We start from the raw sequence: 13,044 nt of genomic DNA on the forward strand, positions 1-13,044 counted from the left end.
AAATGGAAGCCGAAAGGCTTTCCTTAAACCAAAATTTTAACCCTTAAAATTCGTGAAATTAGCATCAAAATTGAAATTGGCATTGCGGATGGCAGCCATTACCTCTTGCAAATCGTCCTTTTTTTTACCAACCACCCGAACCGAATCCCCTTGGATGGAGGCCTGGACTTTTAGTTTTTGGTCTTTGATGAGAGTCGTGATTTGTTTGGTTTGTTCTTTGTCCAAACCGTTTTGGATTTTCACCTTTTGCCGGACCGTTTGGCCTGTGGCAGGTTCGATTTTGGAGTCAAAATCGAAAGCTTTCAAACTAATTCCCCGTTTGGCCATTTTGGTGGTGAGGACATCAATCACCTGTTTGAGTTTGATATCGTTTTCAGAAGTCAAAACCAAACTATCTTCTGTCAGTTTGATCTCTGAGTTGGATCCTTTAAAATCAAACCTTGTTTGGATTTCAGTCATGGCCTGAGCCACGGCATTTTGTAATTCCGGTCTTTCGATTTTGGATACAATGTCAAATGATGGATCTTGTGCCATACTTTACTCCTTACTAACTCTTATTTCTATTATCCTAATTTCTTTTTGGAAAGCTCCAAGGCAAATTCCAAAGCGGCTCCAAGACTTTCCGGTTTTTTACCACCACCTTGTGCCATATCGGGCCTTCCCCCGCCCTTACCATCTAACATCACCAAGGTTTCTTTTAATAGATCCCCACAATGAATTCCTCTTTCATTCAAAACCTTGTTACACATAAAAACAAGGGTACTGGCTTCCCCGTCCCTGGTTCCAAATAAACAGAGAACTTCTGGTTCTTTGGCTTTAAGACTATCTGCCAAATCTTTGAGTGATTTTGCATCTACAGCCTCAAACACTTCCGTTACCACCTTTCCCTTAGAAAGTGAATGTGCTTTTTTTAAGAGTCCATCCACAAGCTCTGGATTCATTTGAAAACTCATTTGTTCTTTTTTCTTTTTGGCTTTAAAAAGAGCGCTAGACTTTTCTTCTAGTTCAGTTTCTAAATCTTCCCGAAGTTTTCGTAAAATCAAAACGGCAGAATTTCCTTCTTTGGAAAAAAGATTCTGTAAATCTTCCGGTGCAGGAACCACCGTTGTAATTCCATACTCTTTTAAATCACCAAAGTTTTCTTTGGCCGATAAATTATGTGTTTCTACTTTTGCTGCCAGTGTTTGGAACTGGGACAAAAAGTATTCAATGACGGAATCCCCACAAATAGCTTCAACCCTTCGGTTTCCTGCCCCAGGGCTTCCTTCTTTGATGATAGCAAAGTATCCAATTTCTTTTGTGTTCGATACATGAGTCCCGCCACAAAATTCTTTGGATTTTTCCCCCATAGAAATCACGCGAACAGAACTTCCATATTTCTCATCAAACATGGATAAGGCACCAGATTGTTTCGCAGCTTCAATGTCCAAAACTTCTGTTTTTACAGGAATTTGATCATTCACCGCCTCATTCACATCTTTTTCGATAGAGATAATTTCTTCTTCCGAAAGTGCTTTTGGGTGTGAAAAATCAAATCGTAAATAATCAGAGGAAACAATGGAACCTTTTTGGGCCACGTGAGTCCCTAAAATGCGGCGAAGGGCTCCATTTAACAAATGTGTGCCGGAGTGATGGTTTGCTAATTTTTGGCGACGTGTGGTATCAATCTCTGCTTCAATGGTTTCTCCGACAGAAATTTTACCTTTCAAAATGATTCCGAGATGTAAAAAAGTTTCATTTTCCTTTTGAGTGTCTTGGACCTGAAACTGGAATCCTTCCTTTTTGAGATAGCCCCAGTCACCAATTTGGCCTCCACCTTCCGCATAAAACGGAGTTTTATCTAAAACCACAACGGCTTCCATACCTTGGTTAACCTCTTTCACAGACTTTCCATCCACAAAAAGATATAAAACTTTAGCCTTAGATTTTATTTCGGTGTATCCTAAAAATTCCGTTTTGAGTTCGGGACTAGCAGTAAGGCCTGTTAGGTATTGGACTTTTTTTCCTTTCCAACTAGCGCGCGATAGATCCCGATCTTTCTCAAGTTCCTCTTCAAAGCCTTTATCATCAAAGCCGAACCCGCGATCTTCCACAAGTTCCTTTGTCATTTCCCGAGGAAATCCGTAGGTGGAATACAAACGAAATCCTTCTTTCCCGGTAACAACAGTTTGATTGGTTGATTTCATATGGTTCAAAAGAGATTCCAACTCTTCCAACCCCACTTCCAAAGTATGAAGGAAAAGTTCTTCCTCTTTTTTTAAGACGGATTCGATGTCTTTTGCTTTATCTTTCAGTTCTGGATAACGTACTGAATATAAATCGCGAAGTGTCCCAACCAGTTTGTATAAAAACGGTTCGTGGATTCCCAATTTCCTCGCAAAAAGTGAGGCTCTACGAATGAGCCTGCGGATGACATAACCACGGCCCGTACGATCAGGATAAATTCCATCCCCTAACGAAAAAAATACGGAACGAGAATGATCGGTGATTACTCGGAAAGATTGTTTTGTGGATTCGTCGTAAGTTTTTCCAGATAACTCTTCGATTTTACGAATGATGGATTTTAGTTCATCTGTATCGTAAACAGAATCCACTTCTTGCAGTAACATAGCCACTCGTTCGAGGCCAGATCCAGTATCAATTCCTGTTTGTTTTAAAGGGAGGAGTTCTCCTGAAACCGTTTGATTGAATTGGTTAAACACCAAATTCCAATATTCTAAATAACGATCACAGTCACATCCGGGTTTACAACTAGGGTTATTGCCACAATTTGGACCCCCTTTTTCAGGGCCACGATCCAAATACAATTCCGAACATGGACCACAGGCCCCACTGTCTCCGGCTGGTCCCCAAAAATTATCTTTTTTCCCAAGCCTTACAATTCGTTCTTCTGGAATTCCGGCTTCCATCCAAATTTTTTTGGCTTCATCATCATCGAGGTAAATGGTGACCCAGATTTTCTCTTTGGGAATATGAAGATGGTTTAATGAAAAATCTAATGCGTATTCAATGGCTTCTTTTTTAAAATAATCTCCAAAGGAGAAATTACCGAGCATTTCAAAGAAGGTACAATGCCTTTCCGTTTTCCCAACCACTTCTAAATCGGTAGTGCGAACACATTTTTGAACCGAAGCGGCTCGGGTGTATGGCAACTCCACCGCTCCAGTAAACAAAGGTTTGAACTGAACCATCCCAGCAGTCGTGAATAAAAGTGTTGGATCCCCTTTTGGGATAAGGCTTGAGGAAGGCACAATGGTGTGGCCTTTCCCTTTGAAGTAACTAGTATACAACTCTGCAATTTCGCGGACGGTTTTCGACATCATACACTTACAGCGAAATCGGGTTTGCCTCCTAGGGCAAGGAAATTCGAAGTTAACTCTGCCTTAATTCCCGGTATTGGAGAAAAGAAAACAAGGCAAAACAGAGAAACATCCCACCGAGAATACCAAAGGTCAGTTGCGACCCAATGGTGTCCGCAAGGAGGGCGGAAAGAAAGCCAGAAACTGCTGGTGTGAACTGAAAACACACAGTATAGAGCGAAAGGATTCTTCCCCGAAGTCCGTCTTCCGCTCGTTTTTGTAAAATGGCCGGGAGGAGACTCGAAACAATTCCTCCCGTAACCCCAAAACAAAACAGAAAAAAAGAGGTGGCTTCTGGTTTTCCAAAAGGAACAAATCCTAAAAAGAAAATAGAAGAAAGAGTAAAAACAATGAGTAATACAAGTCCCTTTCTTTCTAGGTGGTGAAATAGGATGGTGAGAATCCCACCAAGAAACAGACCCGGCCCGAGAAATACTAAGACCTTGCCTCGTGCTAGTTCTCCAAGGCCCAGTTCATGTCTTACATATTTCGGTAGGATGACTTGGATGGGGCCAAGAGCTAACATACTGAGAATTGCCATATACATCACTTGCCGAGATACCGAATCTACTTTTAGAAATTCCAAAACGATTTGGAGGTTAGCTCTGAAGGAAGGTATCGTTTTAAAATTTAAGTTTTTGGAATTGGATTCTGGGTTCCATTTTTTGCCATCATATCTTAACAATGTAAAGGCGATCATGGAAAAAAAATGAAATAACGCCAAAATCAAAAATAAACTGGGGTAACTATTGCCTTCTCTGAACCAACCTACAGCGAGAGGACTCATCCCAAATGCAAAAATGAGCAGTAAGTTTCCCGCAATGGTATGAAAAACCAGCCGATGTGACTCCATCACTTCGCGTAAAATAGCCATCCGCCCGGGAAGTACTGTTGTCATTCCGATTCCATTCACAAAAGCTAAGGGCAAAAGTAAAAGTGGATGATCCAAAAAGTAGTGATTCAAGGCACCTAACGAAAAAGAGGAGATAAAAAGAAAAAATTGAAAACTAACGACTACCCATTTTTTGGAATAATGATCGAGTAAGTATCCTGTGTATAAAAAGAAAATAGGAAAGGGCAAAAAGAGGAAAAAGAAAACAATCCCTGAGAAACCTTTTACTGTATCTAAGGTTTGGCAAAAGATAACAATCGAATACAAAAAACAACTACTGGCAAAGGTACCGATGGCGAAGGCAAAATAAAATATAAGTTGGTTCAAGGTTACCTACCAAAAAAAAAGCCTCCCGGAAAAGGAGGCTCTCTGTATCGAAAAAAAGAGGATTTTCCGATTAACGTTTAGAGAACTGAGTTCCCCTACGAGCTTTGTGTAGACCGTATTTTTTACGTTCCACCATACGGCTATCACGAGTAAGAAACCCTTCTTTTTTCAAAGTAGGTTTGAGTGACTCATTAAAAGCGACAAGGGCACGAGCCACAGCATGACGAATCGCTCCCACTTGACCAATCACTCCACCGCCAGTTACATTGAGTGCGATGTCGTATTTGTCACGAGCTTCTAAAACTAGAAGAGGCTCAAGTGCTCGACGAACCAAGTGTTCACCGTTTTTAATGTAATCTTTCACATCTTTATGATTTACTGTGATTTTACCAGTTCCAGATGCGATTTTTGCACGTGCAACGGATGTTTTGCGTCGGCCTACTGCCCAAACTGCTTTTTGCGCCATATTATTTCAACTCCAGTTTTAGGGGCTTTTGAGCTCCCAAGTTGTGGTCATTACCAGCAAAAACGCGGCAATTTCTCAACATTTGATCACCTAACTTAGATTTAGGCAACATTCCTTTGACTGCTTCCATAATCACTCTTTCCGGATTCTCTTGGATGAGTTTGTGGAAAGCGATAGCAGTCATACCACCTGGGTAACGTGAGTGGTGGTAGTAAATTTTTTGTTCTCTTTTGCGACCTGTGACAGCCACTTTAGATGCATTAACGATAATGATATTATCACCACAATCCTGGTTAGGAGTGAAGGTAGATTTGTGTTTTCCGCGAAGTCGGGAAGCTACTTGACTTGCCAATCTTCCGAGAGTCTTATCAGTTGCGTCCACAACAAACCACTGTTTTTGTACGGCTTCTTTTGCAATAGAAGGGGTCTTGTGGGCTTTAGACAATAGTTCCATAAGTACGAGATTTTCCTCTTTTATGTCAGGATTTTCGGTTTTCACACTGGGTCAAACAAATTTATTGGATCAAAGCTTTGAAAGAATCCGAAATTATACGAACTCTGTTTGGAACGACCCCGCCACCTGAGGATGATTGTTATTTTTTAGCCCCAAACCGGCTTGTGACAACTGATTCTTTATCAGAAGGTACCCACTTCCTTCACCAGTGGTCCTCTCCAAAAATATTGGCAAGAAAACTTGTCGAAGTGAATGTCTCAGACATCACCTCTTCAGGCGGAAAGCCCAAAGAATGTTTCCTAAACCTGGGTTTATCTCCTCTTTCTCAGAAAAAAGAATGGGTTCGTAGTTTTTCCAAGGAATTACGAAAATCCTTAGACCAATATGGAATGAAACTAGCGGGAGGCGACACCTTTTCCGCATCGAAAACCCAATTGGCGCTCACCGTTGTGGGTATAGTGGATAAACCCTGGCTACGTTCTGGTGGCAAATTGGGAGATTACCTTTATCTCACGGGTACCTTGGGTCTAAGTCAATTGGGTTACCGAACCCTCAAAAAAAAATCCAAAAACAAAGTTTACAAAGAAGCAGTGGAGCGCCATCTTTCTCCTAAATCTCGTTATGCGATCCTAAGCAATCTAAAAGATTTCAAAATCCATGCATGTATGGACATTACCGATGGACTCATCCAAGACAGTGAAAGATTAGCTAAAGCCTCCCAAGGTAAAATAAAAATCCAAATTGAATCCATTCCCCTCCATCCATTGGCAGTCAAAGAACTTGGCATTGATTTATGTTTAGGATCTGGAGAAGAATTGGAACTTTTGTTTTTATCTCCAGAGATTTTGCCAACAGAACTTTCCGGAGTTCCGGTAACCATGATTGGAAAGTTAGAAAAAGGAAAGCCAGGGGTTCTATTTTTGAAAGATGGAAAAAACTATCTCCCCAAAACCAGAGGTTACCTTCACTTTTCAGAAGAGGAATAAGGAAGAAAAATCTTAAATTCAACTTTCGTTTCTTTTTCATCACTGGTATGGTCAATTAGATTTAACGCAGAGATAGAACCACCAAAACGCAGAATGGTCTGCATCACAAAACTCAAACCGATACCAAAGTCCAGAGAACCATGTTTTTCATAAATGTTTTTGTTTAATCTAAAAAATGGTTCAAATATTAAATCCAAATACTCATTAGGAATTCCGTTTTTCACAAACTGCTCATCTCCTAAAGAATTCACAATCGATAAATATATACCGTCAGAATCTAAATTCAACATTGCATAAATTTTGCTTGAGCTTTGCGAAAACCGCATCGCATTTAGCAGAAGTTCATGTAGCACTTTGCGAAAAAAACTTTTGTTTAATAATATCTTTTGCGATCCAAGGTCTTTAAATTTATATTCAGGTATTAATAATGTCTGGTTTCTTAATGCTAAAATAGAATTTAATTCTTCTTTCAGACTTAACATTTCGTTAAAAATAACAAAAGGAGAAACAAGCTGCAATTCAATTCGATCAAAAATCACGTCCTCGATCTCAGTAAATCGATCTAATACCTTTTTTGAATACAGAGCATTTTCTTCCAAAATACTAAGAATATCTGCATCTAAAATGACTCCCCCTCCATCCGCTTTTGGCATTGCTTTAATCAAATCAATGAGCTGCGTGAGTACTCCAAATCCCGCCCCTTGTGCTAAACTAGTTCGCAAACCATAAAACAGATTTTTGTGCATTTCTTGGGTGTTTAAATCTCCTTTTTTGATACGACTATTTTTATAAGCGTACCAATCTAAGAGTTTCTCGAGCGATAAAATCTTTTCCCGTTCATACTCGGAGTATTCATAATCATTTTCTTTATTAGAAAGTTGATATTTAATTCTAGAAATGAGTTCATCAGGAATCATCGGTTTAATGATATATTCTTGTACATGTTCCTTCATCACTTCGATAATGAGTTTAGGATCTTCCGTTGATGTAATTACTACGATCGGAATGTGTTTGTTAATTTTTCGTATTTCTCTAACAAATTCCAACCCATTTCCATCTGGTAATTGAAGGTCGGTTATAACTATGTTTTCCGTATGTAGGTGGTTTTCGGCGAAGTATTCTAAGGCAGATTTGATCTCCGCAAAACTAGTGACTTCCATTCCATGTTTTTGGAGTAAACCACTATACAGTAACGATATAGTAGGATCATCTTCGAGGAGTAGAACTTTTGTTAAAGATTTCTGTTTTCCCATCTTAAAATTCGACGAAAAAATAGAAAAAAAGGTAAGGATTTGAAATCCTTACCTTTTTTGATGACTAGGTATTTTCTGAATCTGATTCAGAATTCATAGAATCAACATTGGATCGAGGTTGGTCTTTCTCTAACTGATTTCCCTCTGCACTCATGTTCTGGTTTTGGTTTTGCGAGCCACCACCTCTTCTGTCCCTATGTTTCTTTCGGGGAGGGCGTTTTTTGTTCCCTTCTTTTTTACGGTTTTGTTGTCCGAACTGATGGCTATCAGGTTTCGGTCTTTGGCGTAAAGAAATTTCCCAAAAAAATGCTGTTTGCACTGCTGATTCGTTTCCTTCCGAAATGGCCACGATTTTATAAACCATAAACGCATCATAGAAGTAGTCCTTCTTTTTAAAGAAAGAGTTTTGTCTTTCTTTTTCATCGTCAGTGACTTGGAAACGAGGTTGGCTGATAAAGATCTTTACCAAATTGTCTTGTTCCCGTTTAGGAATTCCCATCCGTTCAAAAACAGGTTGGAGATTTTCTTTGATGTTATGAGCTAAGTGTCCCCTATCATTTTCATACAAGTCTTTAACGATATCATAGAAAATTAACGAATAAAAAATCGCAGGTGTCATCTCTTCTCTTGCCGAGAGGAGTTTGTCAGTGACTGCGAGTCTTTTCCCAAGTGGTGTTTCCATAAAATGTTCACGCCACTCTGGATCGTTTTTCTTTAGTTTGTCAGCAGGTTCTTTAAATAAAACATCGAGTAGATGGTTTTCAGCTAACCCTTCAAAGATGATGGAAGTTTTCCAAGTACGGAACATTTTGTTGTACTCTTCGAGTAGTCTTGCTGTGGAAGATTTTTCGAGTTCCAAACGGTTCTTTTTAATCGCCAGTTTGGTTTTTTTCTCGATATCGAGTCCCAGTAAAACAGAAAACTTTACCGCTCGTAACATACGAACAGGATCTTCTTTAAAGGAAATATCTGGATCACCAATGACCCGAACAATTTTCTTTTGAATGTCTTCAAATCCCCCAACGTAATCCAGAATGGAATCGTTTTTAGGATCGTAAAACAAGGAGTTAATGGTAAAGTCGCGTCTTGCCGCGTCTTCCTTTGCTGTACCGAAGGAATTGTCCCGTTTGATGAGATAATCGTTATCTGCTTTGTGTTTTTCCAAACGATGTTCCGGTAGTGATCGGAACGTAGAGACTTCAATAATTTTGCCTTTAAAAATGATATGTACAATTTTAAATCGTTTACCGATGATTCGGCAGTTATTGAAGATCCTTTTGATTTGGTTTGGAGTCGCACTTGTGACTATATCAAAGTCTTTTGGGCGTTTGCCCATAAGCAGATCTCTGACCCCACCACCGACTAAATAGGCCTTGTAACGAAACTTGTTCAATCGATTGATGATTTTTATAGCATCTTCATCGATATTGGCCCTGCGTATGGAATGGGATTCTCGATAGTATCTCTTTCCCTCGGGGTACATCAAAAAGGAATCGACAGAGTCGGCTTTCTTTCTGAAAAGAGAAGTGAGAAATTTAAACATATTGGATTCATCCACTTTCCCCTGAAAAATGGCATGGGCAAGGAAAAAATTGGCTGAATAACGAACATTGGCAGAAACTTACGTCACAACCGCCTTTGAAAGGCTTCAAATTGCAAACTTACGCTGGAGAAAACGCCTCCAGAAGTGGATTTCCCGTAGCCGGGAAAAGGTGAGTTTTGTTCTCATCCCAAACGATGAAAAACCATTGGCACAGATCGAAATTTCTGTGGGAATGCTTGTTTTTTTATTCGGACTTTCCCTATCACTTGTCTTTCTTTCCTTTGGCCTTCTGTTTTATTTTTCCTTCCTTTTTGAACGGGATCATTCATTGGAGAAAAAAACAGAGACCCAATTAGTTTCCTTTTTGTTTTACGACCTACTTTCCAAGGATCTAAAAGAATCCGTGGAAGAACTAGAGTCCACTACAGAGTCTTTAAATTTACTTGCTTGGGAAGAAATCCCAGAAAAAGAAATGATCACCCAAGATTACCTCTTAAAAGAAGAGTTTCACAAAGATGCAAGTGAACTCGACTCAAACCTCTTGTTATTCCAACAAGTTGTTACCACCTACACTCAGTTTGGTGTTAAATTAGGCAATCTGGTCCCCAATTTCCAAAATGCCATTGATTATCTATCCATGCGTGAAAGTATTTTTTATTCCATGCCTAGAGGGCGCCCCTTAAAGCCTGGGGTGGGTGTTGTTACCTCCACCTTCGGGTATAGAAGCGATCCATTTGGAATTTTACCTGTGGGGGAATCCCACTCAGGGATTGACTTTGCCGCTGGAGAAGGAACTCCCATTTATGCGACTGGCCCTGGAATCATTGCTGTCGATACAGCTGTGGGTGGGCTTGGAAAATCAGTGCGAATCAATCATGAAAATGGCTTTTTTACTTTGTATGGGCACTGCTCCCTCATTCTGGTGAATCCAGGAGACAGGGTCAAACGAGGAGATAAAATTGCCCTTGTGGGCCAAACGGGAAAAGCGACTGGTGCTCACGTTCACTATGAAGTGCGGATCGGGCTTGATGCTCCTCTTGATCCCGAAGAATATATTAACTTAGATTAATTATTTAACTAACTAACGATAGGATTTGGATAGATCAAAAGATCCATCTTGGCTTTTAAAATTTTAACCATGTTTGGGTGGGATTGGTTCGAACCCTTGTTTGCTTGTAATTCAGGGACAAAGGCCGAACCAGTTCGAAATATTAATTCAACTTAAAATTTTCCGATTAAATTAAAATCAACAGAATAAACACCAGCACCACCCACTACTAGAGCAATCAGAAGTCCTGCTGCGAGAATATGAAACTCATATCCTTCCCCTTTTTGGTTTCCATTCCAATTGATAAAAAAACCATTTTGTCTGTGAGCGATATAAGCCGCACCAATCATAATGATGGCAATGGATGCCGCAGCAAACTTAGTCAAAAATCCCACGAGAAGTAAAACGGGTCCAAAGGATTCTCCAAGGATGATAAGAACAGCAAGTAATCCAGGAAACTTCATCTGCCCTGTAAAAAATCCGTAAGTTCCTTTGAATCCGTAACCACCGAACCAACCGAGTAGTTTTTGGGCACCGTGTGGGAAAATCACAACAAAAGCCGTGATGCGTAAGATGAGAGGAATGATATCCCCTGAAGTAGAAAATAGGTAATCGAACATTTGGTTCTCCTTAAATCGATATTAGATAGTTTAATATTAAACTATCCAGAGTCAAGGCAATTTTTTACTGAATTTCCAGGTTTCCTAAATTCTAAATTCTCCTTTCCCCTTTAAGCCTAAATTTTACCCTTTCCCCTATGTTAGATCGAATTCCGATTCCGAATCCCTTTGGCTGGGAAGGTTTGTCCACTTTCAGCCTCCTTATGATGTTGGCCTTTCTTGTTGGTTCCTACCTTCTCCCGAAGGAATTAGAGCGAAAGAAATTGGATCCGAGCCACTCGGATTGGTTAATTTTTCTTGGGATTTTGGGCACTTTAGTGGGTGCCAAAATATTCTTTATTTTTGAAATTTGGGACCAAGTGTTTATTGATGTCCCAGGATATGATGGAAAGTATTCTTATCCTTTGACACATTGGAATGGATTTCCTGGACACCCAGGACTCTGGTCTTCCCTTTTTAGCGGCGGAGGCCTTGTATTCTTTGGGGGGCTCCTTTTTGGATGGCTCTTCATCACACTTTACTTCCGCCACCACAAACTAGACATCGGTGCTTATTATGATGCGGTGATCCCTGCGATTAGCATGGGTTATGCCATCGGCAGACTTGGATGTTTTGTCAGTGGGGATGGATGTTACGGTTTTGCCACCGATGTTAGGATTCCTTTTTTTGTTTTTGATTTCCACGGTGCCCATCCTTCCGGCGTACCTGTTTGGAACACCCCAGTCATGGAATCGATTATGGCATTTGGATATTTTGCATATTTTCAATTTTGGGCAAGATACCAAAACTTTCGTAAGTGGAGTATCGGTGCGCAGTTTCTCATCATCCACGGATTTGCAAGACTCATCATTGAATTTTTGCGAGTGAACAAAGCGGTGATTCCTTTTATTGATCCACCGACTCTTGTAAACATTCCTGACGCCAACGGGAATCCAAGTTTTCTCACTGGTTATTACTGGCATGGGTTTTCTCAGTCTCAGTATATCTCCATTGCACTCATCCTTTTTGGAGTGTATCTGATGGTTTCCAAAAAACTTTGGTTAAAGGAAGAAACAAAAGCATGAACCCATCTCCATTTTTTGAAATAGAAAAGAGAAAAAACGTAGCTATCCTTTGGTTAAATCGTCCAGAAAAAAGAAATGCTATGAATTGGCCTTTCTGGCGAGACCTGCCAGATATGGTAGAGCAAATCAATGCAGATCCACAAATTCATTGTTTTGTGATCGCCGCAAAAGGAAAATCCTTCTCAACAGGTCTTGATTTGGAAGAGTTTTTCCAAGAATTTAAACCTGTGGTGCAAGGGGAATTAGCCGATGGTCGGGAAAAACTCTACCAACTCATTCTTACGATGCAAAAAGGGATCAATGCAGTTTACAATTCTAAAAAACCATCCATTGCTCTTGTTCAAAAACATTGTATTGGTGGTGGACTTGATTTGGTATCTGCCTGTGATATTCGTTATGCGACTAGTGATGCAGTTTTTTCTCTTCGTGAATCCAAAGTTGCCATTGTTGCCGATATGGGCTCACTTCAAAGACTCCCCCATCTGATTGGAAATGCGCATACAAGGGAGCTTGCCTTAACAGGAAAAGACATTAGTGCCGATGAAGCCTTTCAAATGGGACTTGTCACTAAAATCACTGAAGACTTTGATTCATTACTCCAAGCAGGATTAAAAACTGCTGAAGAAATTGCAGAGAATCCAACGATTGTTATCCGAGGTGTCAAACAAGTATTAAATCATGGAATAGGAAAAACCATTGAAGAAGGTCTAGACTACGTAGCAGTTTGGAATGCAAGTATGCTCGATTCCAAGGACTTCCGTTCGGCCATTGGTGGGTTTATGGAAAGAAAACGCCCTGTATTCAATCCAGAAACCCGGATCAACTAATTAGCAGTAGATGTCGAGTAACCTTTCGCTTTTTGCTGCTGGACCAACTTTTTCCTCCACAGCCAACTTCATGAGTTTTTCTGTGAGTTGGTTTTGTGCCTGGAAAATTTCCTTCGGCAAATTGACGACTGAGTTAATAGGTGTAGATGGAACCATAAAGGACCTCCTTTTACAATCTTTACTCCCTGTTCTACCCATCGACAAT

General features: G+C 40.1%; 13 protein-coding genes. 4 read left to right on the forward strand and 9 right to left on the reverse strand.

What is annotated here, in order from left to right; all coding sequences use genetic code 11:
- Window positions 1–36: 36 nt before the first annotated feature.
- The 5 genes from ND811_RS07610 to rplM all read right to left on the reverse strand — a co-directional run bounded on the left by ND811_RS07610 (window position 37) and on the right by rplM (window position 5,498).
- The gene (locus ND811_RS07610) at window positions 37–534 is read right to left on the reverse strand and encodes a YajQ family cyclic di-GMP-binding protein (RefSeq protein WP_265351472.1); all 498 of its coding nucleotides are present in this window, start codon (window positions 532–534) and stop codon (window positions 37–39) included.
- A 29-nt stretch (window positions 535–563) separates the two neighbouring features.
- Window positions 564–3,323 carry an alanine--tRNA ligase gene (gene alaS / locus ND811_RS07615; RefSeq protein WP_265351473.1) on the reverse strand — a complete coding sequence of 920 codons (2,760 nt, stop codon included), beginning with the start codon at window positions 3,321–3,323 and terminating at the stop codon, window positions 564–566.
- Between the two features lie 49 nt (window positions 3,324–3,372).
- A complete protein-coding gene (locus tag ND811_RS07620) occupies window positions 3,373–4,578 on the reverse strand; it encodes an MFS transporter (RefSeq protein WP_265351474.1) in 1,206 nt (401 codons plus the stop codon).
- Window positions 4,579–4,648: 70 nt separating this feature from the next.
- The gene (rpsI, locus tag ND811_RS07625) at window positions 4,649–5,044 is read right to left on the reverse strand and encodes a 30S ribosomal protein S9 (RefSeq protein WP_015675896.1); all 396 of its coding nucleotides are present in this window, start codon (window positions 5,042–5,044) and stop codon (window positions 4,649–4,651) included.
- Between the two features lies 1 nt (window position 5,045).
- Window positions 5,046–5,498: a 50S ribosomal protein L13 gene (gene rplM / locus ND811_RS07630; protein WP_002973943.1), complete on the reverse strand. Its 453-nt coding sequence runs from the start codon at window positions 5,496–5,498 to the stop codon at window positions 5,046–5,048.
- Window positions 5,499–5,575: 77 nt separating this feature from the next.
- Here rplM and thiL point away from each other — a divergent pair, with 77 nt between their 5' ends.
- The gene (gene thiL / locus ND811_RS07635) at window positions 5,576–6,484 is read left to right on the forward strand and encodes a thiamine-phosphate kinase (RefSeq protein ID WP_265351475.1); all 909 of its coding nucleotides are present in this window, start codon (window positions 5,576–5,578) and stop codon (window positions 6,482–6,484) included.
- On the opposite strand, the gene ND811_RS07640 is transcribed toward thiL, so the two are convergent.
- The gene (locus ND811_RS07640) at window positions 6,463–7,737 is read right to left on the reverse strand and encodes a response regulator (RefSeq protein ID WP_265351476.1); all 1,275 of its coding nucleotides are present in this window, start codon (window positions 7,735–7,737) and stop codon (window positions 6,463–6,465) included. The genes thiL and ND811_RS07640 overlap by 22 nt on opposite strands.
- A 64-nt stretch (window positions 7,738–7,801) precedes the next feature.
- On the reverse strand, window positions 7,802–9,280 hold the full coding sequence (pcnB, locus tag ND811_RS07645) for a polynucleotide adenylyltransferase PcnB (RefSeq protein WP_265351477.1): 1,479 nt from the start codon (window positions 9,278–9,280) through the stop codon (window positions 7,802–7,804).
- A 67-nt stretch (window positions 9,281–9,347) separates the two neighbouring features.
- Between pcnB and ND811_RS07650 the strand changes: the two genes are divergently transcribed.
- Window positions 9,348–10,349: a M23 family metallopeptidase gene (locus tag ND811_RS07650; protein WP_265351478.1), complete on the forward strand. Its 1,002-nt coding sequence runs from the start codon at window positions 9,348–9,350 to the stop codon at window positions 10,347–10,349.
- Window positions 10,350–10,501: 152 nt separating this feature from the next.
- Here the strand turns inward: ND811_RS07650 and ND811_RS07655 are convergent, their stop codons facing one another.
- Entirely contained in the window at window positions 10,502–10,948 is a 447-nt protein-coding gene (locus ND811_RS07655; RefSeq protein WP_265351479.1) for a DoxX family protein, read from the reverse strand.
- 137 nt (window positions 10,949–11,085) lie between these two features.
- Here ND811_RS07655 and ND811_RS07660 point away from each other — a divergent pair, with 137 nt between their 5' ends.
- A complete protein-coding gene (locus ND811_RS07660) occupies window positions 11,086–12,012 on the forward strand; it encodes a prolipoprotein diacylglyceryl transferase (RefSeq protein WP_265351480.1) in 927 nt (308 codons plus the stop codon).
- A complete protein-coding gene (locus tag ND811_RS07665) occupies window positions 12,009–12,839 on the forward strand; it encodes a crotonase/enoyl-CoA hydratase family protein (protein WP_265351481.1) in 831 nt (276 codons plus the stop codon). Before ND811_RS07660 ends, ND811_RS07665 begins: the two co-directional genes overlap by 4 nt.
- Here the strand turns inward: ND811_RS07665 and ND811_RS07670 are convergent, their stop codons facing one another.
- Window positions 12,840–12,995 (reverse strand): hypothetical protein, encoded by a 156-nt coding sequence (locus tag ND811_RS07670; RefSeq protein WP_165782239.1) that lies wholly within the window; start codon window positions 12,993–12,995, stop codon window positions 12,840–12,842. It abuts the gene before it with no gap.
- Window positions 12,996–13,044: the final 49 nt, after the last annotated feature.

The sequence above is a fragment of the Leptospira soteropolitanensis genome, from assembly GCF_026151655.1.
In the GTDB taxonomy this organism is placed as follows: domain Bacteria; phylum Spirochaetota; class Leptospiria; order Leptospirales; family Leptospiraceae; genus Leptospira_A; species Leptospira_A soteropolitanensis.

What these genes read in the sequence shown, in the direction of transcription:
- pcnB (WP_265351477.1), bottom strand. Translation starts at nt 9,280, where the DNA reads ATGTTTAAATTTCTCACTTCTCTTTTCAGAAAGAAAGCCGACTCTGTC.
- ND811_RS07660 (WP_265351480.1), top strand. Translation starts at nt 11,086, where the DNA reads ATGTTAGATCGAATTCCGATTCCGAATCCCTTTGGCTGGGAAGGTTTG.
- alaS (WP_265351473.1), bottom strand. Translation starts at nt 3,323, where the DNA reads ATGATGTCGAAAACCGTCCGCGAAATTGCAGAGTTGTATACTAGTTAC.
- ND811_RS07640 (WP_265351476.1), bottom strand. Translation starts at nt 7,737, where the DNA reads ATGGGAAAACAGAAATCTTTAACAAAAGTTCTACTCCTCGAAGATGAT.
- ND811_RS07655 (WP_265351479.1), bottom strand. Translation starts at nt 10,948, where the DNA reads ATGTTCGATTACCTATTTTCTACTTCAGGGGATATCATTCCTCTCATC.
- ND811_RS07610 (WP_265351472.1), bottom strand. Translation starts at nt 534, where the DNA reads ATGGCACAAGATCCATCATTTGACATTGTATCCAAAATCGAAAGACCG.
- ND811_RS07670 (WP_165782239.1), bottom strand. Translation starts at nt 12,995, where the DNA reads ATGGTTCCATCTACACCTATTAACTCAGTCGTCAATTTGCCGAAGGAA.
- ND811_RS07665 (WP_265351481.1), top strand. Translation starts at nt 12,009, where the DNA reads ATGAACCCATCTCCATTTTTTGAAATAGAAAAGAGAAAAAACGTAGCT.
- rplM (WP_002973943.1), bottom strand. Translation starts at nt 5,498, where the DNA reads ATGGAACTATTGTCTAAAGCCCACAAGACCCCTTCTATTGCAAAAGAA.
- rpsI (WP_015675896.1), bottom strand. Translation starts at nt 5,044, where the DNA reads ATGGCGCAAAAAGCAGTTTGGGCAGTAGGCCGACGCAAAACATCCGTT.